Source organism: Microcystis sp. M083S1, assembly GCF_020246405.1.
In the GTDB taxonomy this organism is placed as follows: Bacteria; Cyanobacteriota; Cyanobacteriia; order Cyanobacteriales; family Microcystaceae; genus Microcystis; species Microcystis aeruginosa_C.
Genome location: NZ_JADBTB010000001.1, coordinates 1 through 24,764 on the forward strand (window position 1 = coordinate 1; position 24,764 = coordinate 24,764).

At 42.0% G+C, this 24,764-nt stretch carries 21 protein-coding genes and 1 pseudogene; 9 read left to right on the forward strand and 13 right to left on the reverse strand.

Annotated elements, in window-relative coordinates; genetic code table 11:
* Window positions 1–119 precede the first annotated feature (119 nt).
* Window positions 120–1,649 (reverse strand): pyruvate kinase, encoded by a 1,530-nt coding sequence (locus IM450_RS00005; RefSeq protein WP_287666297.1) that lies wholly within the window; start codon window positions 1,647–1,649, stop codon window positions 120–122.
* 484 nt (window positions 1,650–2,133) lie between these two features.
* Here IM450_RS00005 and gatB point away from each other — a divergent pair, with 484 nt between their 5' ends.
* Window positions 2,134–3,606 carry an Asp-tRNA(Asn)/Glu-tRNA(Gln) amidotransferase subunit GatB gene (gatB, locus tag IM450_RS00010; protein WP_287666299.1) on the forward strand — a complete coding sequence of 491 codons (1,473 nt, stop codon included), beginning with the start codon at window positions 2,134–2,136 and terminating at the stop codon, window positions 3,604–3,606.
* 149 nt (window positions 3,607–3,755) lie between these two features.
* A complete protein-coding gene (locus IM450_RS00015) occupies window positions 3,756–4,421 on the forward strand; it encodes a ParA family protein (protein WP_002801809.1) in 666 nt (221 codons plus the stop codon).
* 17 nt (window positions 4,422–4,438) lie between these two features.
* On the opposite strand, the gene IM450_RS00020 is transcribed toward IM450_RS00015, so the two are convergent.
* Together IM450_RS00020 and IM450_RS00025 are read right to left on the reverse strand one after the other, a co-directional pair.
* Window positions 4,439–4,891 (reverse strand): hypothetical protein, encoded by a 453-nt coding sequence (locus IM450_RS00020; RefSeq protein WP_287666303.1) that lies wholly within the window; start codon window positions 4,889–4,891, stop codon window positions 4,439–4,441.
* A gap of 48 nt (window positions 4,892–4,939) precedes the next feature.
* On the reverse strand, window positions 4,940–5,722 hold the full coding sequence (locus IM450_RS00025; RefSeq protein ID WP_287666305.1) for a pentapeptide repeat-containing protein: 783 nt from the start codon (window positions 5,720–5,722) through the stop codon (window positions 4,940–4,942).
* A 594-nt stretch (window positions 5,723–6,316) separates the two neighbouring features.
* Here IM450_RS00025 and IM450_RS00030 point away from each other — a divergent pair.
* The 3 genes from IM450_RS00030 to IM450_RS00040 are packed head-to-tail and all read left to right on the forward strand — an operon-like array spanning window position 6,317 to window position 9,649.
* Window positions 6,317–7,354 carry an AI-2E family transporter gene (locus tag IM450_RS00030; protein WP_287666307.1) on the forward strand — a complete coding sequence of 346 codons (1,038 nt, stop codon included), beginning with the start codon at window positions 6,317–6,319 and terminating at the stop codon, window positions 7,352–7,354.
* An 18-nt stretch (window positions 7,355–7,372) separates the two neighbouring features.
* Window positions 7,373–8,230 (forward strand): amino acid ABC transporter substrate-binding protein, encoded by an 858-nt coding sequence (locus IM450_RS00035; protein ID WP_002801800.1) that lies wholly within the window; start codon window positions 7,373–7,375, stop codon window positions 8,228–8,230.
* Between the two features lie 12 nt (window positions 8,231–8,242).
* Window positions 8,243–9,649 (forward strand): DUF2079 domain-containing protein, encoded by a 1,407-nt coding sequence (locus tag IM450_RS00040; RefSeq protein ID WP_287666311.1) that lies wholly within the window; start codon window positions 8,243–8,245, stop codon window positions 9,647–9,649.
* On the opposite strand, the gene miaA is transcribed toward IM450_RS00040, so the two are convergent.
* From miaA to IM450_RS00060, 4 genes and pseudogenes are all read right to left on the reverse strand, one after another.
* Window positions 9,591–10,538: a tRNA (adenosine(37)-N6)-dimethylallyltransferase MiaA gene (gene miaA, locus IM450_RS00045; RefSeq protein WP_287666314.1), complete on the reverse strand. Its 948-nt coding sequence runs from the start codon at window positions 10,536–10,538 to the stop codon at window positions 9,591–9,593. The genes IM450_RS00040 and miaA overlap by 59 nt on opposite strands.
* A gap of 323 nt (window positions 10,539–10,861) precedes the next feature.
* Window positions 10,862–12,715 (reverse strand): ATP-dependent zinc metalloprotease FtsH3, encoded by a 1,854-nt coding sequence (ftsH3, locus tag IM450_RS00050; RefSeq protein ID WP_149985724.1) that lies wholly within the window; start codon window positions 12,713–12,715, stop codon window positions 10,862–10,864.
* 391 nt (window positions 12,716–13,106) lie between these two features.
* Complete coding sequence (locus IM450_RS00055; protein ID WP_287666319.1) at window positions 13,107–15,596, reverse strand: tetratricopeptide repeat protein; 2,490 nt, start codon at window positions 15,594–15,596, stop codon at window positions 13,107–13,109.
* A gap of 26 nt (window positions 15,597–15,622) precedes the next feature.
* Window positions 15,623–15,724 (reverse strand): annotated as a pseudogene (locus tag IM450_RS00060) (IS30 family transposase); the annotation flags it as partial.
* A gap of 477 nt (window positions 15,725–16,201) precedes the next feature.
* Here IM450_RS00060 and IM450_RS00065 point away from each other — a divergent pair.
* Entirely contained in the window at window positions 16,202–17,263 is a 1,062-nt protein-coding gene (locus IM450_RS00065; RefSeq protein WP_287666322.1) for a CIA30 family protein, read from the forward strand.
* Between the two features lie 86 nt (window positions 17,264–17,349).
* Complete coding sequence (locus IM450_RS00070; RefSeq protein ID WP_002801791.1) at window positions 17,350–17,970, forward strand: CPP1-like family protein; 621 nt, start codon at window positions 17,350–17,352, stop codon at window positions 17,968–17,970.
* On the opposite strand, the gene IM450_RS00075 is transcribed toward IM450_RS00070, so the two are convergent.
* The gene (locus tag IM450_RS00075; protein ID WP_002801790.1) at window positions 17,967–18,662 is read right to left on the reverse strand and encodes an HAD family hydrolase; all 696 of its coding nucleotides are present in this window, start codon (window positions 18,660–18,662) and stop codon (window positions 17,967–17,969) included. The genes IM450_RS00070 and IM450_RS00075 overlap by 4 nt on opposite strands.
* A gap of 330 nt (window positions 18,663–18,992) precedes the next feature.
* Between IM450_RS00075 and sds the strand changes: the two genes are divergently transcribed.
* Window positions 18,993–19,964, forward strand: coding sequence for a solanesyl diphosphate synthase (gene sds / locus IM450_RS00080; protein WP_287666325.1), 972 nt, complete (start codon window positions 18,993–18,995; stop codon window positions 19,962–19,964).
* Here the strand turns inward: sds and IM450_RS00085 are convergent.
* Both IM450_RS00085 and IM450_RS00090 read right to left on the reverse strand, forming a co-directional pair.
* On the reverse strand, window positions 19,961–20,506 hold the full coding sequence (locus IM450_RS00085) for a hypothetical protein (RefSeq protein ID WP_287666327.1): 546 nt from the start codon (window positions 20,504–20,506) through the stop codon (window positions 19,961–19,963). The two genes, sds and IM450_RS00085, sit on opposite strands and share 4 nt — an antisense overlap.
* Before the next feature lie 338 nt (window positions 20,507–20,844).
* Window positions 20,845–21,183, reverse strand: a complete 339-nt coding sequence (locus IM450_RS00090) for a 2Fe-2S iron-sulfur cluster-binding protein (protein ID WP_287666330.1) — start codon at window positions 21,181–21,183, stop codon at window positions 20,845–20,847.
* Between the two features lie 62 nt (window positions 21,184–21,245).
* On the opposite strand from IM450_RS00090, the gene cimA reads away from it, so the two are divergent.
* A complete protein-coding gene (gene cimA / locus IM450_RS00095) occupies window positions 21,246–22,886 on the forward strand; it encodes a citramalate synthase (protein ID WP_287666333.1) in 1,641 nt (546 codons plus the stop codon).
* Window positions 22,887–23,187: 301 nt separating this feature from the next.
* Here the strand turns inward: cimA and IM450_RS00100 are convergent, their stop codons facing one another.
* From IM450_RS00100 to IM450_RS00110, 3 genes are all read right to left on the reverse strand, one after another.
* On the reverse strand, window positions 23,188–23,682 hold the full coding sequence (locus tag IM450_RS00100; protein ID WP_043997844.1) for a hypothetical protein: 495 nt from the start codon (window positions 23,680–23,682) through the stop codon (window positions 23,188–23,190).
* A gap of 88 nt (window positions 23,683–23,770) precedes the next feature.
* Complete coding sequence (locus IM450_RS00105) at window positions 23,771–24,238, reverse strand: type II toxin-antitoxin system VapC family toxin (RefSeq protein ID WP_002801782.1); 468 nt, start codon at window positions 24,236–24,238, stop codon at window positions 23,771–23,773.
* Window positions 24,235–24,477 carry a hypothetical protein gene (locus IM450_RS00110; protein ID WP_002775464.1) on the reverse strand — a complete coding sequence of 81 codons (243 nt, stop codon included), beginning with the start codon at window positions 24,475–24,477 and terminating at the stop codon, window positions 24,235–24,237. Before IM450_RS00110 ends, IM450_RS00105 begins: the two co-directional genes overlap by 4 nt.
* Window positions 24,478–24,764: the final 287 nt, after the last annotated feature.

Below are 24,764 nucleotides of genomic sequence, written 5' to 3' on the forward strand. Positions count from 1 at the left end.
ATAACTGATAACTGATAACTGATAACTGATAACTGATAACTGATAACTGATAACTGATAACTGATAACTGATAACTGATAACTGATAACTGATAACTGATAACTGATAACTGAAACCGCTTAAACCCAAGAATGAAGAGCGCGTAATTGGGGCGTTTTTTTAGCTTGGTGGGTCTGCATTCTTTGTAAAACATCATCGAGAATTGTCACCGCTTCGCGGATATATTCCCCCTTATTCAGCATGACACATTCGGACCTTTCGGCCATAGCGGCATCGGTAATCTCGGCCCGGGAGGGAATACTTTTCTTGACCAGATTTTCTAGGACTTGGGTAGCCCAAATTACTGGAATATGGGCCGCTTCGCATAACCAGAGAATTTCCTCTTGAATTTCTGCTAGTCTTTGATAGCCAATTTCTACGGCCAAATCACCCCGGGCAATCATTACCCCAAAAGGTTGTTTACCGGCGGCATGGATGATTAATTCGGGAAGATTTTTCACGGCTAAAGGTGTTTCTATTTTGGCCACGATTGCTTTTTGTCGCCAAGCATCCCCCAAACGACTTTGTAACTCTAGCTGTAGTGTCTCGATATCGCTAGCTTTTTGTACAAAAGAGTAACCGATAATATCGGCATTTTCGGCAATAAAATCTAAATCTTGCCGGTCTTTTGCGGTCAAAGGATCGATATTTAAGACCGTATCGGGGAAATTTAGGCCTTTATCTGCTTTGAGTTTTTCCCCTTTCTCCCTGGCGTGGGTAATTTTTAGTAAGAGACCTTCTGGCATTATGGCAATAACTTCAGCCCCGATATGACCATCATCAATCCAAACTTTCGCCCCGACGGGAATTTGGGGAATAATTTCCGGTTGGGAACAATTAGCCTGAAAATACTGAGGATGGGCAGTATGGGGCGGTTGGGTGGTTAAGAGGAGAAAATCCCCTTGATATAGTCTGGTTTGGGACTGGGGGGCTAAAATCTGTTCTAAACGGATTTTTGGGCCAGCTAAGTCCATATAAACTTTACAGGTATGTCCATTGACTAAATTTTCGGGATTTTTGACCGCCTCGCGCAGATTTTCGATCATTCCCTGCCACTCTTTGGGTCCATCATGGGCGCAATTAATGCGAATACAGTCCATCCCGCAACGCAGTAATTGAGCGATAAAATCGGGGTCGGTTGCCGCCTCCGTCGGCATTGTCACCATAATTCGCACCCGACGCTGGGGGGAAGGCAGACCGAAAACTTCGGCGCTATGGGAGGCTAAAAGTTGATCTCCCTGGAAAAATGCCTCTAAAGGGGGATGTTTGGGTAATAATGAGGCTTCTTGATGACAAACCGCCCCTAAAGTGGCAATTACGGCATCGAGGGTCGGTAAAACTTTCGATTCAATCCGGCCTAGGGAAGATAATCCCCAGGGCATTAAAGCTAATTGCAAATCCCGGATATCTTCTTGTCTCAGGGCGAGATAATAGGCTAAATTACGGGTGCTAGGTTGAAAATTATCCTTTTCAATCAGGTTTTTCCACTGCTGCAATTTCTCCTCTCCTTCTACTGTCACAAAATGCCGTAACTTTTGCAGATGATGGAGGAGAGTTTGAGGGTAGGATAATTGTTCTCGTTTGAGTTGTTCTGAGAGAGTTAAAGACATAAAATCAAGTAAAAAGTAAAAATCGTCAATTACTAAGGCAATACTTGCCTAGAAAATGATCACTTTCGCCGCTTATATTGCTTTTGGGCGGTTATGGGGTCAGTTCTCAGGTATAATCTCTCTATTTCTATACTAAGCAAATATCCTGTCTCTAGAAGTTAATTTTTGCTGCGATTTATGGCGGTTATCTTCATGGTGAGGTGGGAAGTTTTGGTTTTCGTGGTTCGCTGGTCGGTGGTCGATACTAGAAAGGCTAGGTTTATCGGTGAAAAATTATCGATAAGCTTCTTTAATCTTATGCCTTTGATCAAATTTAAAATAATGGCGGACATTGGTTGAATAAATTATCTTTTTTGAGCTATATTAAAGGTGACTAAAGTGATTAGTAACTACATTATTAAGTTTTATGAAGGGAGGGAATGCTCCAGAATCGCGACTATAATGATTAAACAGATCATTCCTGTGTCGGCGAGAGCGAGAAAATATGTCTGCCACTGAATACGAAGCAATTATCGGTTTAGAAACCCACTGTCAACTCAACACCAAAAGCAAGATATTTTGTCCCTGTCCCACCAACTTCGATAGTCCCCCCAATACTAACGTCTGTCCCATCTGTTTGGGTTATCCGGGGGTATTACCCGTCCTTAACCAAGAAGTCCTGGCCAGTGCCGTTAAACTGGGATTAGCTATCGATGGTAAAATCACACCTCATAGCAAATTCGATCGCAAACAGTATTTTTATCCCGACCTGCCGAAAAATTATCAAATTTCCCAGTATGATCTCCCTATTGTCGAACAGGGTCAACTAGAAATCGAGATCGTCGATAAAAAAACTAAGGAAGTTAGCCGCAAAATTATCGGTATTACCCGTCTGCACATGGAAGAAGACGCGGGAAAACTGGTTCATGCTGGCAGCGAACGTCTCTCCGGTTCCACCCATTCCCTGGTGGATTTTAACCGTACAGGTGTACCATTATTAGAAATTGTCTCGGAACCGGATTTACGCACTGGGGCCGAAGCGGCGGAATATGCCCAAGAATTACGGCGTTTAGTGCGTTATCTCGGCATCAGTGACGGCAATATGCAGGAAGGTTCCCTGCGCTGCGATGTCAATATTTCCGTTCGTAAAAAAGGCACTAAAAAGTTCGGGACTAAGGTAGAAATTAAAAATATGAACTCCTTTAGTGCTATCCAAAAAGCCATAGAATACGAGATCGATCGACAAATTGAAGCGATCGAAAATGGCGGAGCGATCGTACAGGAAACCCGTCTTTGGGAAGAAGCTAGTCAACGGACGATTAGTATGCGGAAAAAAGAAGGTTCTAGCGATTATCGCTATTTTCCCGAACCGGATTTACCCCCCCTAGAAGTCTCCCCCGAACAGTTAAAAGCTTGGGCGGAAGAATTACCGGAATTACCCGCTCGTAAACGTCGTCGTTATGAAGAAGAATTTGGTCTTTCCGCCTACGATGCCAGGGTTTTAACCGATGATCGCACCGTGGCCGAATATTTTGAAACTGCTGTAATTGCGGGAGCAAATGCGAAATTAGTCGCTAACTGGATCAGTCAAGATATCGCCGCTTATTTGAATAATAATAAGCTGACGATCACAGAAATCGCCCTGCAAGCGTCAGACTTAGCCGAATTAGTTAAACTGATTGAAACGGGAACAATTAGTGGCAAAATTGCTAAGGAAATTTTACCAGAACTTCTCACCCAGGGCGGTTCACCAAAAACACTGGTGGAAAAGAAAGGATTAATACAAATTTCTGACACTTCTGCCATCGAAAAACTGATCGAGGAAATTATCGCCGCCCATCCAAGCGAGTTAGAAAAATTCCGGGCGGGTAAAACCAATCTTAAGGGATTTTTTGTCGGTCAAGTCATGAAAAAAAGCGGCGGTAAAGCCGATCCTAAATTAACTAGCCAAATCTTAGATCAAAAACTTTCTGGTTAGTTATATTCAGTGATCAGTAATCAGTAGAAATTATGAATTATGAATTATGAATTGGGGAGGGGGGAGAATAAATAAAAACACTCTCCCGAATACTGTCTCCTGTCTCCTGTCTCCTGTCTCCTGAGAGCTAAAATAACTGATAACTGAAAATGCCAAATTCCCCAACAACCTCGCAATTAAAGTCTAATAGCCCAAAAATTCTCGCTGTTGTCAACGGTAAAGGTGGTGTGGGTAAAACCACCACTGCGGTTAATTTAGCGGCAATTTGGGGGCAGAATCAGCGTGTTTTGCTTGTGGATGCGGATCCGCAGGGTTCCTCCACTTGGTGGGTAGAAAGAAATCAAGCGGGTATGGTATTTGATTTAGCCAAGCAAATTAATACAGAGAAATTAGGAGAATTGCGTCAAATTATCGAGTACGATCTGATCGTGATTGACACACCACCAGCTTTGCGTTCCGAATTACTTACGGCAGTAATAGCAGAATCAGATTATTTAATTTTACCGACTCCTCCCGCACCGATGGATTTAATGGCTTTAATTGACACGGTACGCACAGCAGTTAAACCCCTAGGAATTGCCTATCGGGTTTTGTTAACAAAAGTGGATTCTCGTAGTCTTAAGGAAACTTTAGAAGCACAAAATACTTTATTAGAATTAGGTATTCCTGCCTGTCATGCTTTTGTCAGAAATTATAAGGCCCACGAAAAGGCCGTTTTAGACGGGGTTGCTATTACCAATTGGCGCGGTAAAAATGCCCAAGAAGCCAGCGCCGATTATCGTCGTGTGGCCGAAGAATTAGAACGGGATTGGTAGATTTATCGACAGGTTTTCTAAGCACAATATTTTTGCAGTAAAGAAATCACTAAATCTAGACCATCGGGCTGAACTTGAACAGTATAGGCTTCGGCTTCAATTTGTCTGCTAAAACCCTCATAATTCATAAAAAATCTTCTGGTCATTGCTGGGGGTTCTATGCCTAAATTAAGAGCTTTAACTGTTTTGCCTCCATGACAAAGTTGAGCGGCATGGACAGCTTCATGAATTAATGTTGGTCGGGCAATACCTAAGTCAAAAACCAGAGGATGAATCCAAATAATTCTAGTTTTACTATCAAATAAACCATAGGCTCCTCGCACTGGTGGCGGGGCAATTTTGACGATAAAATTGTATTTTTCTAAAGTTTTTTGCAGCCGGAGAAAATCAGGATTTGCCGCCGATAAATTTTCTCCTGCAGCTAATTGCATCCCTAGAAAAACAGCAGCGATTGTGTAATAAATGCCCATCGGGTGATAGTTCCTATTAAAGAAAAATCAAAATTAGCAAGAGGTTATTCATTGATGAATCGAGCCATCGGGGAGAATTGTTCCTGTTAAAATTGCCCGGGTTAATTTCACCATAATACGCTTACCAAAGCCAATTTTTGCCCCGCGTAAATCCGCCCCACTTAAATCCGCCCCGCTTAAATCCGCCCCGATGAGATTGGCTTCCTGTAAATTTGCGCCTTTAAGGTTAGCTTCGAGGAGATTGGCGCGAAAAAGATTAGCTTTGTACAGATTAGCTTTTTCTAGGTTAACTTTGTGCAGGAAGCTATCGCTTAAGTCGGCATGGCTTAAATCTGCCCCGATGAGACTGCGACTAGAGAGATCTTTTTCTTTCAGGTTAGCTCCCTGTAAATCGGCTCCGTTTAAATCCCGATAGTGAGGGCGCCAGGCGCCCTGATTGTGAACCTGATGGTTATTCTGGGAGTGGCTGTGTTGACTATGGGTTTGTTGACTGTGGGTTTGTTGACTGTGGGTTTGGGAATTTTGGCCGGGTTGGCTAGGGTGAGGCTGATAGGGAGAAGCAGTTTTATAGGCGTGGGCGGGCTGTTTTTCAGTTTTAGGGGCGGAATTGGAGCGTTTAGGAGAATTTTGATGAATTTGCCGCAATTGTTCCCTAGCTTGGTTAATTTCTTGCAGTTTAGCGGTGGCTTTTTCCAAAAGACGCTGATTATCCTTGGGAATGCGATCAGGATGCCAAATAAACACCAAATCTTTGTAGGCTTGATTGATCTCGTCGAGAGATGCCCCATGATCTAACCCTAAAACTTTATAGTATCGCTCCAATTCTTTCATCATCGAAGTCCTAATACAAGGATAAAAGCACTAATGGCCACAATTTCTCTGAGTCTTGTCGGATTTTCTAGGAGAGGATTTCTTTTAGGATAATTTGACTCTGGGAGAGTTGCCATAAAATTTGAGAAAATGTCTGGTAATTAAGAAAATCTCGTTTTTCTATCCTGTTTTGTGGTGTAACTGTATAGCACATAACAGCAAAATTAGCAAATTTTTGATACAAAACTTAATTTTTGCTGTGGGGAGATGGGGAAGTAGGGAGGTGGGAATTATGAATTATAAATTATGGAGTGGGGAGACCACTTCGTGCGCGTTGCGGGGGGAGGTGGGGAGGTGGGAATTATGAATTATAAATTATGAATTATGGAGTGGGGAGAGCACTTCGTGCGCGTTGCGGGGGGAGGTGGGGAGGTGGGAATTATGAATTATAAATTATGAATTATGGAGTGGGGAGACCACTTCGTGCGCGTTGCGGGGGGAAGTGGGGAAGTGGGGAAATTGAACTAAAACCCCAAAACCCCAACACCTAAAACCTGCCGACCGCCGACCGACTGCTGTATGATAAAACTTGTCCCGATAGGATAAATCAAGGTTGTGAAATTTGGTCAGTGGTTGGGGTTTATCTGTTTAATAATGGCTCTGTATGTATTGTGGCAGATTCGACAGCTGTTATTATTGATTTTTATGGCGATCGTGTTTACCGTAGCCTTAAATAGATGTGTGAAAGGATTGCAGAGATTGGGGATTAAAAGGGGTTTGGCTATTTTAATTACCCTGCTGACGAGTCTAGCAATTGTGATTTTATTTTTTGTAATTATCGTTCCCCCCTTTATCGAACAGTTTCAAAAATTAATTGAACTTTTACCGCAAGCTTGGGATTTAGTCCGCAATAACTCGATTAGATGGCGGCAGCAATTTCAATTTGATTGGTTGCCATCGCTGCCTAATTTAAGTGATTTAGTCCAGCAGTTACAACCTTTAGGAACCTTTGTTTTTAGTAACTTTTTTACTTTCTTTTCTAACTCAGTTACGGCAATTTTGCAATTATTATTCGTGCTGGTGTTAGCAATTATGCTGTTAGCCAACCCCCAACCCTATCGACAAGCTTTCTTAAAATTATTTCCTAATTTCTATCGTCGTCGTGCTGAGGAAATTCTTACCCTATCGGAAGCGGGTTTAGGTAATTGGTTGTTGGGAATTGCCATTAGTTCAACTATGGTAGGATTATTAAGTGGTTTCGGTCTTCTCGCTCTACAAATTAATCTAGTTCTCGTTCATGCTATCCTAGCAGGATTGCTCAATTTTATCCCTAATATCGGACCGACTGCTAGTGTGATTTTTCCGATCCTTATTGCTGTTATCGATGCGCCTTGGAAAATTGTCGCTATTCTGATTCTCTATTTTATTATCCAAAATGTCGAAAGTTATTTGCTGACACCAACTGTCATGGCTAAACAGGTATCTTTACTACCGGCAATTACCCTAATCGCTCAAATTTTCTTCGCTCAAATATTTGGCATCTTAGGTTTATTGTTGGCTTTACCTTTGACAGTGGTAGTAAAAACATGGTTAGATGAATTATTATTCAAAGACATTTTAGATCAATGGGATCACGGCCATAACAAATCTTAAATAATCTCGGCAAAAGTCATGAAATTAATCATTATTACTCTCGTTATTTTATCTAATTTTTTTGCTGCTCTCCCAGCTAAGTCTGAAACGGTTCTAGAAAAAATTAAACGCACGGGATTATTAGAAGTAGCGATGAGAGAAGATGCGATTCCTTTTGGCTATCGAGATAGTAATAATAATTTGCAGGGATTATGCTTAGATTTTATCCAATTGCTCAGAGGGGAACTAAAGCATAAATTAAACCTCCAGATCATCAGTGTCAAAATTTATAAATCGACTTTATTTAATCGCTTCCAGTTATTGGAAAATAAAACCGTTGATTTCGAGTGTGGTCCTAATAGTATCAGAAAAAATATACCTAATGGTGTCAGTTTTTCTCGTCCTTTTTTTGTCACCGGAACTCAGTTTTTAGTTCGGAGTGATAATCAGAATAATTTCAACTTTTCTTCGTCCTTAGAAGCTGTAACTATTGGAGTTTTGCGAGATACCAGCACTCAGGAATTATTAAGACAAAAATATCCTCTTGCTACCTATCAGGAATTTCAAGGAGTGACGGGAAGACTGCGGGGTATCCAAAGTTTAAGAAGGAATAGAATAGATGCTTTTGCTAGTGATGGTATTCTGCTAATTGGAGAAGCTGTCATTCTCGGTTTATCCTTAGAACAAGATTATCAACTTATACCCCGCAATCCTTTAAATTGTGATTATTATGGTTTCATTCTTCCCGCTAATGATCCCCAATGGCAAGAGTTTATTAATGGGGTTATCGTCACCAGTGATAACAGAAATATTTTTAAAACATGGTTTACTGAAGTTGCTTCCTATTTTATAGATACCTGGCAGTATTGTCGTAATAACCCCGAAAAATCCCAGTAAAACTTAATGATTATGTACAAAAAAAATGATTTATTTTGGTTAATTGGTTGCGCGACAATAATCCTGTTTATTTGCAGCAGCATCAGACATATTTTATTTCAATCTAATGCTCTCGATCTTGGTTGGTTCGATCAAGGAGTTTACCTAATTTCTCAAGGTAAACCACCGATTATATCTTTTGTTAACTACCATATTTTAGGCGATCATATCGCTTTTATTCTCTATCCTATAGCCTTACTTTATAAAATTTATCCTAGCGTTTATTGGCTGCTTTTCTTACAAGCTTTTTCCCTTTCCCTTGCCGCTTTTCCCCTCTGGCAATTGGCAATAGAAGCGGGATTAAAAGAAAAACAAGCTTATACATTAGCCTTAGTTTATCTGCTCTATCCCCTAATTTTTAATGTTAATCTCTTTGATTTTCATCCTGAAGTGATCGCAGTGCCAGCGATTTTTTGGACAATTTTGGCAGCAAGATTAAATAATCTCTGGGGATTTTGTCTGGGAATCATTATTATTCTCGGTTGTAAAGCAATTCTCTCTTTAACATTGTTGGGAATGGGTATCTGGTTACTTCTCTGGGAAAAGAAAAAAATCCCCGGAATAATTGCCATGATTACCGGCATTCTTTGGTTTATTATCACCACGAAGTTATTAATTCCTCTCCTGACAGGAAAATCAGCAGTTATTGAAATGGCTGATTCTCGATATAGTTATCTAGGAGATAGTTTACCAGCAATTATCTTTAATCTTTTCCTCAAACCCGATCTTGTCTTGGGAAAAATCTTTACTGGCAATAATCTAGAATACCTAATCCTATTAATTATTCCCTTAGTTTGGGGTTTATCCTGGCGCTATTCTGCCCCAATAATTGCCGCTATTCCCGCACTCGCTTTAAATTTATTGGCAGATCATGCCCCACAAAAAAACTTAACCACTCAATATTCCCTGCCAATTTTACCCTTTTTATTTCTAACGGTTATCGCCACTTTAGCCCATAATAGTAACTGGTTGAAGCAGCCTAAATGGATAATTACTTGGGCAATTATTGCCTTTTTTGCCTTAGCTAAATACGGCTATTTTTGGTCACTGTATTTAAATTCCCTCGATACTTGGTCCGCCACCCAAAAAGCTCTCACCCAAATTACCACCAGTGAGAGTGTCTTGACTACTTCTAGAATTGCCCCCCATCTTACCCATCGAGAAATGATCAAATTAGCGATCGAAGGTTCCCAATCCCTAGATTTAAATCAATTTAATTATATCCTACTCGATCGCCGTCATCCCGGTTGGTCTAGTTCACCAGAACTAATTGATGATCACTTAAATAAACTGAATCAAAATGAGAACTTTCGGTTAATCGTTAATCAGGATGATGTGTTTTTATATCGGGCCTTGACAACCCCTCAAGGAACAAAATAATTTTTCGTTCCACCAATTCCAATAAATTTTCTTTATCGATGGGAAACCAGACAATACCAGCATCGGCACGAAACCAAGTGCGCTGACGTTTGGCAAATTGACGGGTATGGAGGATAATTAAATCGATCGCCTGTTCTAAAGAAATTTCCCCGAGGAGATATTGCTTAATCTCTGCATAACCCAAAGTCTGCAAAAGTGGCAAATCCCAACCGTATTTATCCCCCAAATTCTGCACCTCTGCTACTAATCCCCTGGCGATCATTTGATGAGTACGAACAGTGATCCGCTTGTCTAAACTTTCTGGGGAACAATCTAAACCAATTTGTAAAATCGGATAAGTGGGAGGATTTTCTCCCTGCTGACTAGAGATAGGTTTTCCTGTCAGATAAAAAACCTCTAAAGCGCGTAAAGTCCTTACCTGATCATGGGGATGAATTTTTTTAGCAGCCTCCTCATCTACCTGGGTCAGAATTTGATAAAGATAGGATTGTCCTAAAGCTTGTAATTGCCGTCTTAAATCCGGTTGAGGGGAAACCCTCGGTATTTTTAAACCCTTGACAATGGACTTGATATAAAGTCCCGTACCACCGACCAAAAACAGGGGAGAATAGTGAAGAGTGGTGATTAAATCCTCAGCTTGTTCTTGGTACTGTGCTAGGGTGAAATTATCTTGAGGAGCGCAAATATCAATTAGATAATGGGGAATCCGCTGACATTCTTCTAAGCTAGGTTTAGCGGTACCAATATTAAATTCTCGATAGATTTGTCGGGAATCGGCACTGAGAATTACTGAATTAAACTTTTCAGCCAATTGTAGGGCTAAACCCGATTTTCCCGTGGCAGTTGCCCCACAAATAACAATCAGAATAGGTAAAGAGGAAGTAGTCATCGATACTACATGACAGTAAACAGTAATCAGTAAACAGTGAAAAGACAGGAATGTTAAGCTAAGTAGGTAGGCGTTAAAAATTATCAGACATCCCCTCATCAAGGTAGGGTTGATTCATGAATCAACCCTACTTATCAAGGGGGGATCAAGGGGGGATATATCTTCAATTTAATTATAACCACTTACTTAAGACGCATTTAAACAGGGTATTGTGAAGCTGATTAACAGCTTATCAGCAAGAAATTACGTTTGTCATTAATTTTCGTTGAACAAAAAAAACAGCACCCATCAGGATGCTGTTTGTCAAGAAAATGTTACAAAACTTAAGCTAAAGCCGCCATTTTCACATCGTTATTAGCGAGGATATTTTGCAACTCCTCCGCGTCCACGGTTTCTTTTTCCACTAACATTTGCGCTAACTGATCCAAGATGGCGCGGTTATTGACTAAAACCTCTTTAGCGCGACGATAGGCCTGTTCCACTAGGTTACGCACTTCCTCGTCAATAGCTGCCGCAGTTTCATCGGAGAAATCTCGATCGGAAGCGATATCACGACCTAGGAAAACATTACCATTTTGACGACCTAAAGCCACCGGTCCTAGGCGATCGCTCATGCCGAAACGAGTGACCATTTGCCGCGCTACTCGTGCCACCTGTTGCAGGTCATTAGAAGCACCCGTAGTCACTTCCTCCTCACCGAAGATAATTTCTTCCGCTAAACGACCCCCCAAAGCTACAGCCATCTGATTTTGCAGATAAGCGCGAGAATATAACCCGGATTCCATGCGATCCTCGCTAGGAGTGAACCAAGTTAAACCCCCAGCGCGACCGCGAGGAATAATACTAATTTTTTGGACGGGATCATAATCCGGCATTAAAGCACCCACCAAAGCGTGACCAGCTTCATGGTAAGCAACTAAAGTTTTGCGTTTTTCACTCATGACGCGATTTTTCTTCTCAGGACCTGCTAGGACACGATCGATCGCATCGTTGACCTCATCCATAGAAATCTCGGTTAAATTGCGACGTGCCGCTAAAATGGCGGCTTCGTTGAGCAAATTAGCCAGATCCGCACCGGTAAAACCGGGGGTACGACGGGCGATTTTATCGAGATCCACGTCTTGGGCCAAGGTTTTGCCTCTGGAGTGAACATTAAGGATTTCCTTACGGCCAGCGTAATCGGGACGATCTACCACCACTTGGCGATCAAAACGACCCGGACGTAATAAAGCGGCATCCAGCACATCGGGGCGGTTAGTGGCGGCGATAATGATAATACCTGTATTACCTTCAAAACCGTCCATTTCCGTTAATAATTGGTTGAGGGTTTGTTCCCGTTCATCGTTACCACCCCCTAAACCGGCACCCCGTTGACGACCGACAGCATCAATCTCATCGATAAAGACGATACAAGGTGCATTCGCTTTCGCTTGTTCAAATAGGTCGCGGACGCGAGAAGCACCCACCCCGACGAACATTTCCACAAATTCCGAACCGGAAATGCTAAAAAACGGGACTCCCGCTTCTCCAGCTACTGCGCGAGCGAGCAGGGTTTTACCTGTCCCTGGAGGACCGACTAAAAGGACTCCTTTGGGGATTTTTGCCCCAATTGCCGTGAAGCGATCGGCATTTTTGAGGAAGTCCACCACTTCGTTTAATTCTAATTTTGCCCCTTCAATCCCGGCCACATCACCGAAAGTAACCTGGGTTTGGGGTTCCATCTGTACTCTTGCTTTCGATTTGCCGAAGTTCATCGCTTGGGAACCAGGACCACTTTGGGCGCGACGGAGCAAGAAAAATAGACCAACAAGAAGCAAAATGGGGAAAAAGAGGCTACTGAAGGCTCTTACCCATACTCCTTCTTCTCTTTGGGGCAGTACGGAAATATCAACGTTATTTTCTGCCAAGATGTTGATTAATTGCGGATCGTTGGGCAGGTTAACTAATACGTTTGTTCCATCTTGGGTTGGTACGATCGCTCGCTGCCGGTCGGCACTTAAGCGCACGGTTTCTACTTTACCTTCCCGGACTTCCTGTAAAAATTCACTATACTTCCAAGTTTGTTGCACTGCTGGCTGGCGATCGAAGAAAGCTGAGGCCAAGGCAAGGACTACGATTAACAATAGGGCATATAGTCCCGCATTGCGCCATTTTTTGTTATTACCGTTTTTGTTCACGCTGTCGAACTCCTGATAAATTGAGGATGATCTTATCGGTTGTTAAGGGGTTGTTAATTTATGTTAACGTTTCTCAGGAACAGTGGACAGGTTTTTTTTTAATATGCCCGTTCTGGTCCTCAATGGGGGTTAGCTGTTGGGGGTTGGCAGTGGGGGAGCGGGGAGCGGGGGAGAAAAAAGCTGATAACTGATAACAAGGACTGCATCTAAAACCTAATTTGTTCAGCTAAAAGCTTTCATGTACTTAGTTTTTAGCCTTCTTTTTCGGGGGGAGAATTGCCAGATTTTTTCTGGGAGCCTTTTGAACCCCCAAAAATTAATTATGCAAGAAAGCTAATCAATGATAAAATCTTGAAGCCTTTGTCAAAAATGAGCTTATTTTTTAGACAAATTACTGCATTTTTAACATCCATTCTACCGCCCGTTCATACAGTTCTAAATTACCGGTTTTTATCAAAGCATTAGCGGCTTTTTGCAAATAGTTAAGGCTCCCTACTCGACTACTAGGATTTTTATCATCGTAGGTGGCAAGAGCCAAGTTATAATAAGCTTCGCCATAATTGGGACGATAAGTAATTGCTAATTGATAATCCGCAATCGCTCCCTTCTTATCGCCGATTTTTTCCTTAACTAAACCTCGATTATAGTAAGCTTCAGCATAGTTAGACTGGAGAGCAATAGCGATATTTAAATCCTCCAAAGCACCAACATTATCTCCCAAATCAAAGCGAATAACTCCCCGGTTATTATAGGTGATCGGATTATTGGAATTCAATCTAATTGCCCTATCTAAATCCTCTAAAGCACCCTCTTTATCCCCAGTTTGTCGTCGAATAATACCACGATTATTATAGGCGATCGGATTGGCCGATATTCTCGGTTTTACTTGTACATTATCGGGAATAGTAGCGGTATCGGTGCGTGCATTTCCCCGATTACTATACACTGTCACATCGATAGGATTAATGCTCAAAGATTGCAGATAATCTGTAATCGCTCCTTGATCATCTCCCACGTCAGCGCTACTATTACCACGACTATAGAAAATTCTCGCATCACGGACTTTTTCTAGAAATACATTATAATCCTCGATCGCTCCCTGTTTATCCCCTTTTTCAAAACGCGCATTGGCCCGTTTATGATACCCTTCTGGATCGTTAGGATAGGCAACTATATAAGTAGTATAATCTCTTTCGGCCGCGGCAAAATTTTTCAAGGCAAAATAAGCATCTCCCCGGGCTTGTGCATGACAAGAGACGTTATAATTAGGACGAAAATCGGGTTCTCTGGAGTCATAAAAATAATTTCTGTCGGCAGATTCTTGGATATTTTCGCTACAGACAGAGCGAGAAGTAAAACTAGGTGTATTGATCCGATCATCTTGGTCTAAGGCAATATTATAATTATCTACTGCCTCCTGATAACGCCCTAATTTATACAGCACTAATCCCCGATGATAGTGAGCGGCTGCATCATGACGATTTCGTGCCACTGCTGCAGTAAAATCCTCTAAAGCTCCTGCGTATTCTTGATATTTATTGGCCCGCATTAACCCCCGATATACATAAGCTTTTGCGTCTTGGGGTTGCAGATAAATTGCTTGGTTATAATCTTGAATTGCCCCTTGATTATTGTTGAGTCTTAGGTGAGCATAACCCCGTTTAAGAAATGCTCTAGCATGGGGAATTTTATCGTAGTTGGGATTAATACGGATGACAAGTGCTAAGTCTTTGATGGCTCCATTATAATACTCGATCGCTGTTTGATATCCTTCCGGGGAATTATTCGATAAATTGGCTAATTCTACTTCCTCGTCAGCCATTTCAATTTGTACTCTGGCACGGTTTTGATAACTGCTAGGAGCATTCTTGGCTAAAAATAGTTTGGGTGAGCATTTTAAAACGATTTTATAATCCTTAAAAGCATCTCGTTTTCTCCCTATCTTTTCTAAAGCTATGGCCCGATTATAATAGAGTTCAATTAGATCGGGTTGGTATAAAATAGCCAGGTCATAATCTTTGATAGCCTCTGCATAATTTCCCCACCGAGAGTATAGCTGTCCTCGATGATAATAGCCGCGATAATTTTCAGTTTCATAACCGATAAAACGCTGATAATAATCTAAAGCCAAGGATTGATGATCGAGCAAAGACGCAACACTTGCTAGGTTAAAGTAAACTTCACTTTCATTGGGATTATATTTAAAGGCTTGCCGAAAATCTGCTTGAGCAGCTTCTAATAATTTTAGCTGATGCTGCTTCCTTATTGGCCTTTCTGACTCAATAAGGGGTGTTTCTTCCTCAATAACAGGGATTTCCTCAACTATAGGTTTTTTTTCCTCAATAACAGGGATTTTCTCAACTATAGGCGTTTCTTCCTCAATAACAGGGATTTCCTCGGCTATAGGGGTTTCTTCTTCCTCCATCGCCATGGCTAACTTTAACTTACCTCTTTGATAATAGGCTTGGGCTAGTAACTGTCGATCTTTGAATCCGGGAGCATTATAATTACTATACCAAATGTATTGACTGAAATCATCGATCGCACCGTTTCGATCGTTGATTTTTTCTCGCGCCATTCCCCGTTGAAAATAAAGTTTAATCGTACTAGGATCGCTAGGATAGACTCGCAGAGTGGCCGAATAATTAGCAATTTCTCTTTGGAGAGCGTTAGTATCAACTTCTTCCCTAGAAATGACGGGACATTGTAGGTTTTCTACTGCTTTAACCGAATTAACTTCTAAACCAAATAATCCCCAAAACAACAGGGGAGACAATAAACATATTTTTCTAAAAAGCTTGACATTTAACCTATTTTGTGCTAGGGGATTGGGGATGGCTTGATCTGTCGGGGTTTTAGGGATTAAGGATTGTTGTGACATGATGATTAAAAAAATTTGCAGTAAACTCAAATCTGAATTGCATCACTATCCGATCGTATTTGATAAAATACCTCAAAGGGGGTTCGATAGTCAAGACATTTTCGGGGATGATTGTTAATTAACTCCACAACTTTTGCAGCATCCTTCCGTTGGCTATCCCAGACTGGTTATGGCAAATTAGTAGTTTGAATCAGCTTAAAAACTTAGATAGTATGGAATCGAATAAAGCAAAAATAGGCCCTCTTGGGTTTGCTGGGTACGAGCGAATAGAACGAACCACAAAGACACAAAGGACACAAAGATCGATCGCTCCTATATTAAGTTAAACTGATCAGACGAAGAATAAGAGCGTCAAAATTAATAGACCTCCCGCAAAAGTAAGTTCTCGAGCCGCTATCGGGTCAAAATATCTAAAAGCACAGATAAATTTGACATCATCTTCGGTTTTATGGGTAGGATAGTTATCTCTTGTCTTTTTTCTCCTCCTGTCTCGGAGTTTCCTCACCTAACGGAAGATTTTTGATTTTTACAGGAGAGCTTTTGATCTCAAACAGCCAAATTAACTCGATAAAATAAAAATTAATGGCAGTAAGGAGATAAAAGTTATGGCTGAGTCAAAAAGCTGGGATTTTCAGAGATTTTGGCAAACTCTCGACTATTTTGATAGTATTCCCCTCTGGAGTTGTCTGCAAAGGCTGCTCGGTTTCGGGGAAGATAAAAAAATTCAGCTAACAAATGAGCAAGCAATGAAGACTATTTTAGTCATTGGTGGTGAAAATGCGATCGGTAGAAAGGTAATCGCTCAACTACAGCAGCAAAACTATCAAATTCGCGCTTTAGTCGATAATATCGAGTCTGCACGTCAATTATTTGCTGAAAATGTCGATTTATTCGCTCTGCAAACCCCGCAATTATTCACGGGGATTGATGAGATTATCTACTGTCAAGGGGAGAATAACCGCCATAGTTTAGCCAATTTACTCGATTTACTGAAAAATGCTGGTATAAGCGCCGAAAAAACCCTCTTTGACTTTAGCAATCCCAGCAGTGATATAAAAGAAATCTGGGGTGCGGTGGATGATGTGGTAATGGGAGGAGTGAGTGAGAGTCAGATAACCCTAACCGGAGGACGCGCTCTCTTTTCTGGTATCGTTAGAACCGAAAATAACGGTGGTTTTGCCTCAGTTCGTACCAGAAACCTGAATCCTCCCCTAAATTTATCTAACTACGAGGGAATAGAATTACAGGTACAAGGGGACGGAAAACGCTATAAATTAATTCTGCGCTGTGAAGGACGTTGGGACGGCATCGGTTACTGTTATTCTTTTGATACACTTGATCGCACCCTGCAAAAGATTTCTATTCCCTTTCGCGATTTAATCCCAGTGCTGCGGGCCAAAACGATGAGAGATGTAGTACCCTTTGATAGCAGTAGCGTCTATGCTTTGCAGTTAATGCAGAGTAAATTCGAGTACGATGGGGCCTTAAATCCCCGTTTCTCTCCGGGGTTATTCGCTTTAGAAATTGTCACAATTAAAGCCTACGGTGGCAAAAACCGCTTAATTATCGTTAAAGAAGGAGAAATCGCCGAAAAAAGCCTCTTAGATGCTAGTGGTTATCCCTACGAAGCGATCGATTCTGCCCAGATTTTCGCTAAACTTAATTAATTTAAATAAGCTTGGATCTCAAGTTAAACTACAGAACATAGGGTTAAGATCATGACTATCGGGAGCATAATTAAGGAGGTATGTTCATGAGTGAACAGAATCCCTACGAACAACTTGGGGTTACTGAAGAATCCTCTTTTGAAGAAATTCAAGAGGCCAAACAAAGACTGGTGCAACAGTATCAGAATGATAGCAAAATTGTCGAATTGATCGAGGCGGCCTACGATTCCGTCCTCATGGATCGACTGCGGATGCGACAGGAGGGTAGAATTAAAGTTCCCGATCGCATTCGTTTTCCCGAACGTCTGACGATTCCGGTGGAAAGTAAACCAGTTACTAGCAGCAAATCTCCTAACTGGTGGCAAAGCTCAATCGATACACCTTCTGCACAGGATATCGGCGTACCAGCAGTGATTTACGCTTGTTTAGGAGCAATAACGCTGTTAGTTCCCGATCCTAGTGGCTCCCTCTTACCGCTGCTCTTAGCTTTTGGCGTTTTCGTTAATATCTATTTTTTCAACCGCAAAGAAAAACGTTTTGGCCGCGCCTTGCTATTCACTCTCGCTGGTTTAGTGCTAGGAGTCGCTCTGGGAGCGGGATTAGCCAGTTTAGCGGCCAAGGCTGATTTGAATATTTTCGGCGATCGCCAAATTTATGCGCTCGTCACTTTTCTGATCTTTTGGGTGATTAGTAGTTTTTTCCGTTAACCAATCGCTCGTAGGGATCCTAAGATCACGTCCACTGCTTCCCCAAGGTTATTGACGATATAATCAGGCTCGTAGCTCTCTAAACGGGAACGGCTGCGAATCCCCGATAATACGCCAATAACCTTAATATTTTGGCTCTTAGCGGCGGCAATATCCGCTTCCGTATCCCCCACCATCCAAGTATCGGCAGCCGCCGGCAGTTCCTTTGCGGCCTTAGCCATAAGCAGGGTTTTGTCGCGCACGTCGTTGGTTTTGGTGTAATTGTTATTTAGACAATAACGACGATTAGCGGCGAAAAAACGACCGATATCGTGGCGATTAAAGGCATGATCTAGCTCGGACACCCGCCGCATCGTCATCACGACTAAATCGATCTTTAACTCTTGGATTTTCTGGAGAGTTTCCAAAGAACCAACCACCGGGCGATCGTGGACAAGATAGGGTAAAGTATGAACAGTTTGACGACGAAGATGGGCAAATTTCCGGGCCTGATCTTCATCTAATCCTGACATTTCCCCGATACGCTTCTCAGAAACCTGATCCCGTTTTAACTGCCAGAATTCCGCTTTCGATAATTCCCCGATAATTTGACCTTTATAGGCGGTTTTCTGTAAACAGTCTTGATAAACTTGGTAATATCGCTCCGATACGTCCATTATCGGGCCGTCAAAGTCGCTAATTAGTCTCAACATCGTTCTAATACTTCTCGCTTTATTAATTTTTATATACAAGTTACCCTAGAGTCTTGACAATGACAAGGGTTTTGTCGGGAAAAAGATTAGGGACCAGGGAAGTGGGGTGTGGGGTGTGGGGTGTGGGAAGTGGGGTGTGGGAAGTGGGGTGTGGGGTGTAGGGTGTGGGGGGAGACGGGGAAATTTCAACTAATACCCCAAAACCCCAACCTCTAACCCCTCACTGATTACTGATTACTGATGCTTCCCCTTCCCTAGTCTGGACGGTTAGCTTAAAATAAATGTAAGGATATGTAAACTTTCGTAACTATCTCGCCAATTGGCTAACCAATGATCCCAACAACTTCTTTATTCGCACCCGTTGACGATGATCTCCGTCTTTTGACCGATAACTTAAAAAATCTCGTCGGCGCTCGTCATCCCATTTTAGCGGCGGCAGCAGAACATTTGTTCGAGGCCGGTGGTAAACGCGTTCGACCGGCGATCGTGTTGCTGGTATCTCGCGCTACCATGTTAGACCGGGATATCACTCCCCGTCATCGTCGATTAGCGGAAATCACGGAGATGATTCACACTGCCAGTCTCGTCCATGATGATGTGGTAGATGAGGCAGAATTGCGGCGCAGTGTTCCCACCGTTAACAGTTTATTTGACAATCGCGTGGCGGTTTTAGCGGGAGATTTTCTTTTCGCTCAATCCTCTTGGTATCTAGCTAATTTAGATAATTTAGAAGTGGTAAAATTGCTCTCGGAAGTGATTCGCGATTTTGCTGAAGGGGAAATTCAACAGGGAATTAATCGCTTTGATACCAGTATCTCCTTAGAAGCTTATCTAGAAAAAAGTTACTACAAAACTGCTTCTTTAATTGCCAATAGTGCCAAAGCAGCCGGGGTATTAAGCGATCAATCGGCCGAAGTTAATCATCATTTATATAATTATGGCCGCAATTTAGGATTAGCTTTTCAGATCGTCGATGATATTCTCGATTTTACCTCTCCCACGGAAGTATTAGGAAAACCCTCTGGCTCCGATTTGATCAGTGGTAATATCACTGCTCCCGCTCTCTTTGCCATGGAGGAAAATCCCTATATAGAAGTGTTAATCGAACGGGAGTTTAGTCAGGAAGGAGACATCGAAAAAGCTCTTGATTTTATTCACTCTAGCCAAGGTATTCCTCGCTCAAAAGAATTAGCCAGTCAGTATGGACAAAGTGCATTAAAACACCTTGACTGTTTAGCTTCTTCTCCCTCAAAAGAGGTGCTAATCGAGCTAGTGGATTACGTTTTGAGCCGAATTTATTAGGGAATAATAGTTCTCGCCGTAGCAATAGTCCAAGCATCGACTAATAATAAAAATAGGGTGAGAGCAAAAAGAATTCCATACATCCAAGGTTGAGAAAGGGGGCGAATATCGGTCATATCCAGGTTAGTTTTTTCCTCGATTATTTTGACCATGCGATTAAATCCCACTACTCGCATCGGCAATAAATAGGCTTTTTCTGCGGAGCGATCAAGGAAATAATAAACTAAACCACCCTGTCCCGTACTGCGACATTTAAGTTCTTTTATATCTGTCCAATTTAACCACCAACCAGAGCGAAGAAAAGCGGGAAACCATTGGGGATAGGTAACTTGTATCCCTGTCTCTGATAAAATCACCCTTTCACTTAAAGCTCCGTATAAAGCGATTAATCCTAAGCTAATTCCTATCCAAAGAAAATTGGGATTAACGGGGGAATTAGTGACTTTTGCTAAAAAGGGTAAAGGGATGGTTAACGCCACATATAAACTCAATAAAGTTACCCGAATTATTGGTGATATCCGAAAAGTTGTTGTCTCGTTCATTTGATAACCTTTATCTTGTTAGTATGGAGAAGTGGGAAGTGGGGGAGTGAGAATTATAAATTATGAATTATGAATTATGAATTTGGGTTCTTCGGTTTGTGTTATGCAATGTACGGGGGTTATAAGGGACGGAACCCTTATAGAGAAAAACGTTTGGCGATTTTTGTCAATTGTTTTTGATCTAGAGCGAACTAATCAATTAAATCTCTTGCCAGATAAGGATTTAGTTTATTTATGCCACCCTATCGAACCATAACAAGTAACGAAGAGCCTGAATTTGGAGGTGGGGAGATGGGAGAATAAATAAAAATAGTCTCCTGTCTCCTAACGACCGATAGCTAAAATAACTGCTCATTGATCACTGCGTCTCCCTGTCCCCAAAAACCATCGTATTTAGTCACTTTAATATCACCAAAAACTTTGACTTGACAAGCAAGACGACGGTTATTATCGGGGTTATGGGGAGGTAAAGAAAGACGCGCTTTTTCCTGCCAATTGATAGCAGAAACTTCGCCCACAATTGCCACCGCACAGGTTCCACAGCTGCCGATGCCGCGACAATTGATTAACTTGGAACCGCCGTTATACAAAGAAATGTCATGTTTTAATAATATGCGACGGAGATTTTCACCTCGATCGCAGGTGATTGTTTGACCGTAAACTGTTATTCTAGGCATTAGGGGCGTGATTTTAAGTGGCTACAGTTATTAATTAATATTAACACTTATTGACTATTTCTATGAACAATGGTAAGCGCATTTGGGTCTATGACACTACTCTCCGGGATGGGGCCCAGCGAGAAGGTATTTCCCTCTCCCTAGAAGATAAAATTAAAATCGCCAGGGAATTAGATCGGATGGGTATTCCTTTTATCGAAGGCGGTTGGCCGGGCGCAAACCCTAGAGACGGTCAATTCTTCTGGAAACTGCACGAAGAACCCCTAAAACAAGCAGAATTAGTCGCTTTTTGTTCCACTCGTCGCCCCCATGTCGAGGCCCGGGAAGATCCGATGTTAACCGCCATTCTCGCCGCTAGAACCCGTTGGGTGACAATTTTCGGCAAATCTTGGGATCTGCACGTCACAGAGGGCTTAAAAACCAGTCTGGAGGAGAATTTAGCCATGATAGGAGATACGATCGAGTATCTACGCTGTCAGGGAAAACGAGTCATTTATGATGCCGAACATTGGTTTGATGGTTACAAAAATAACCCCGAATACGCCCTTTTAACCCTCAAAACCGCCAGGGATGCCGGGGCCGAATGGTTAGTTTTCTGTGATACCAACGGCGGCACTTTACCCCAAGAAATCGCCCCGATTGTGGAGAAAGTGCGGGAGAAATTGGATATCGATCCTGATAACGAAAATGGGACTAAATTAGGCATCCATGCCCATAATGACGCAGGAACCGCCGTAGCTAACTCCTTAGCGGCAGTTAACGAGGGCGCACGCATGATTCAAGGCACAATTAACGGTTATGGGGAACGCTGCGGCAATGCCAATTTATGTACTTTAATTCCCAATCTTCAGTTAAAAATGGGCTTTTCCTGCCTAGAAGAAAATCAATTAGGCCGATTGACGGGAACTAGCCGAAAAATCAGCGAAATGGTCAATTTAGCCCCGGATGATCATGCTCCCTTCGTCGGACGCTCCGCTTTTGCCCATAAAGGCGGCATTCACGTTTCTGCGGTAGCGAAAAATCCCCTAACCTACGAACATATTAACCCGGAAGCGATCGGGAATCAGCGCCGCATCGTCATTTCTGACCAATCGGGATTAAGTAATGTGTTAGCGAAAGCGCGCAGTTTTGGCATCGATTTAAATAAAGATGATCCCACCTGTCGGCAAATTTTGGAACGTTTAAAAATCTTGGAAAGTCAGGGTTATCAATTTGAAGCAGCCGAAGCTAGTTTTGAGTTATTAATGCGGGAAGCTTTGGCACAGAGAAGCCACCTTTTTGAATTAAAAGGATTCCAAGTTTATTGTGATATGCTCCGGGATAGTGATAATGCGATCGCTACAATTAAAGTACGAGTAAAAGAGGAAGATTTATTAGAAGTGGCCGAGGGTAACGGGCCTGTGGCTGCTTTAGATCGAGCTTTAAGAAAGGCTTTAGTCAAATTCTATCCCGAAATTGCTAACTTTCACCTGACCGATTATAAAGTGAGAATCCTCGATAGTGGTTCGGGGACGGCAGCGAAAACTAGGGTTTTAATCGAGTCAAGTAACGGCCAACAAAGATGGACAACCGTGGGAGTGTCTAGTAATATTTTGGAAGCTTCCTATCAGGCAGTGGTAGAAGGAATTGAATATGGTTTATATCTGCTGCAAAACAATAAACTAGAATTATCGGGTCAATTTTGTCCTTTGGGAATAATTTAGAGAACAGTAATCAGTAATCAGTAATCAGTAATCAGTTATCAGTTAAGTACCTAAGCAAAATTAATTACACATATCTAACCACCTTTTGCCTCTTGCCTCTTGCCTATCTTCACTAGGAAATTAATTTTGCACGACTACTTATCAGTTATCAGACTTCGGACGTTCGGCGAGCTCAGTCGAGCCGCGTGAGCTTTTGTCGAACGCTTTTTTATCCCCACTCCCCCAATTGATAATTGATAATTGATAATTCATAATTCATAATTCATAATTCCCATCTCCCCTTTCTAGGATTAAATAACCCCTAGGATAATAATCGGGTAACAAAAGAATTTTGCCAACGACGAGCCAAGGCCCGCAGATACATATTAACGGGAAACTGATAATATTCGATAATTAACCAGAGTAAACAAATAGCATGGCAAATAAAGGTTAAAATCGACCAAAATAGAGGCACCCATGACAAAGGACTTCCCTCGACTGGAGGGAAAAGATAGGCCCCCGTAGCCACAATTGCTGTGGGAAAAATCACAAATCCTAAACCGATAATTAAGTAAAAACCTGCCATCTCCATGCCTTCTCTCGGTAAACCCTGCCAATACTTACCATTCCAATACCAAGTTAAGGGTAATTGACTATCGGCCATTTTTAAAACCTGTTGTTCTAAATTAGCAGTAAAAATGTGTTGACAAAAGTTACAAGCATAGGCTTCCATGAGTGGTAAAGTGGCGATTTTACCATGGCGACAGACGGGACAAGAATAGGTATCATGATAGTTTAATCGGGTTGGCTCGGTCATGGTAATGTGAGTGAGAGTAAAAAAGGCAATTGCAGATAATTAACTTTTCCCTATTGATAACGATTGAGTTATGCGGCGCTCGCCAACACTATGGCTCATTAGTATCAAACGGGTTCAAATCTTGTGGATGAGTTATGGTAATACTTGATATACCCGCAAAATCACTGGGATTAAAGGTCAACAGATGTGTAATTTCATTGGCAAGCATAGCCGCAACGAGACGAACATCATGAGTGCGTTTACCCATCACTCTGTTAGTTGTGACTAAGTTCAGCCAATTTGTAAAAATCTGCCGAGATTCTGCCAAGACTGGAAAACGAGCGAGAAGTTGATCTATCATGCTTCTGGTTTGTTCTACAGACCAACCCAAACCATTGACTTCAGTTGGTCTGGTGGCAACAACCCAAAACTCAATTATTACTTGTGTCGCAAGGAAACATTCATCTGATTGCATGAGCAGACGAGAAACTGCATTGGTTGCCAGCTTATGCTGTAGGTCGGAACAATTGCACAATCGCATAACAATATTAGTGTCAAGTAAATATCTCGTCATCATTCGTAAATACTATCGCGACTAAAGGCTTCATCTCCTAGACTCGGACTATCTTTGGGAAGTTGTAACACCCATTCACGCAATTCCCTAGCTCTCTGGGATGGTGTTGCTCTTTGCCAAAGCGGAACAGACGATGGGACTTGTCCAGACTGAAACTCAAGGTCGGCTATGAAATCAGCAATCTTTTTCAGTTGATCATCGTTTAGTTTATCTAATTCTTTCTTAAGATCTTCTCGCAGCATAGGTCGGTTTTGAGAAAATAGACACTCTCTATAGTAACCGATATGCTCCTAGCCGTTTGGCTCAGGTGCTTGTTTATACGATCGGCTCTAAATAATCTCCCTGATTAGGCTAGACTCAAGTTGCCAGCTTAAAAAGTCTCTGGTGGTAATAGTTACTAATTCTGTACGCAAATATTGCATCTAGAATTAGCTTTGTACGCTTTGACCCGTACTGGGTTAACTACGAACCTCTCTATCGGATTCCCGCTAAAGGCGGCCTCTCCGACTACCTTTCTTCCAATATTTAA

Bases quoted from the DNA above. Each gene is read 5' to 3' on its own strand.
- IM450_RS00105 (WP_002801782.1), bottom strand. From the start codon at position 24,238: ATGATGACGAGATATTTACTTGACACTAATATTGTTATGCGATTGTGC.
- IM450_RS00085 (WP_287666327.1), bottom strand. From the start codon at position 20,506: ATGAACGAGACAACAACTTTTCGGATATCACCAATAATTCGGGTAACT.
- IM450_RS00040 (WP_287666311.1), top strand. From the start codon at position 8,243: ATGTACAAAAAAAATGATTTATTTTGGTTAATTGGTTGCGCGACAATA.
- IM450_RS00110 (WP_002775464.1), bottom strand. From the start codon at position 24,477: ATGCTGCGAGAAGATCTTAAGAAAGAATTAGATAAACTAAACGATGAT.
- IM450_RS00075 (WP_002801790.1), bottom strand. From the start codon at position 18,662: ATGTTGAGACTAATTAGCGACTTTGACGGCCCGATAATGGACGTATCG.
- IM450_RS00100 (WP_043997844.1), bottom strand. From the start codon at position 23,682: ATGACCGAGCCAACCCGATTAAACTATCATGATACCTATTCTTGTCCC.
- IM450_RS00025 (WP_287666305.1), bottom strand. From the start codon at position 5,722: ATGAAAGAATTGGAGCGATACTATAAAGTTTTAGGGTTAGATCATGGG.
- miaA (WP_287666314.1), bottom strand. From the start codon at position 10,538: ATGACTACTTCCTCTTTACCTATTCTGATTGTTATTTGTGGGGCAACT.
- IM450_RS00090 (WP_287666330.1), bottom strand. From the start codon at position 21,183: ATGCCTAGAATAACAGTTTACGGTCAAACAATCACCTGCGATCGAGGT.
- IM450_RS00005 (WP_287666297.1), bottom strand. From the start codon at position 1,649: ATGTCTTTAACTCTCTCAGAACAACTCAAACGAGAACAATTATCCTAC.
- IM450_RS00020 (WP_287666303.1), bottom strand. From the start codon at position 4,891: ATGGGCATTTATTACACAATCGCTGCTGTTTTTCTAGGGATGCAATTA.
- IM450_RS00015 (WP_002801809.1), top strand. From the start codon at position 3,756: ATGCCAAATTCCCCAACAACCTCGCAATTAAAGTCTAATAGCCCAAAA.
- sds (WP_287666325.1), top strand. From the start codon at position 18,993: ATGATCCCAACAACTTCTTTATTCGCACCCGTTGACGATGATCTCCGT.
- IM450_RS00070 (WP_002801791.1), top strand. From the start codon at position 17,350: ATGAGTGAACAGAATCCCTACGAACAACTTGGGGTTACTGAAGAATCC.
- IM450_RS00065 (WP_287666322.1), top strand. From the start codon at position 16,202: ATGGCTGAGTCAAAAAGCTGGGATTTTCAGAGATTTTGGCAAACTCTC.
- gatB (WP_287666299.1), top strand. From the start codon at position 2,134: ATGTCTGCCACTGAATACGAAGCAATTATCGGTTTAGAAACCCACTGT.
- IM450_RS00055 (WP_287666319.1), bottom strand. From the start codon at position 15,596: ATGTCACAACAATCCTTAATCCCTAAAACCCCGACAGATCAAGCCATC.
- cimA (WP_287666333.1), top strand. From the start codon at position 21,246: ATGAACAATGGTAAGCGCATTTGGGTCTATGACACTACTCTCCGGGAT.
- IM450_RS00035 (WP_002801800.1), top strand. From the start codon at position 7,373: ATGAAATTAATCATTATTACTCTCGTTATTTTATCTAATTTTTTTGCT.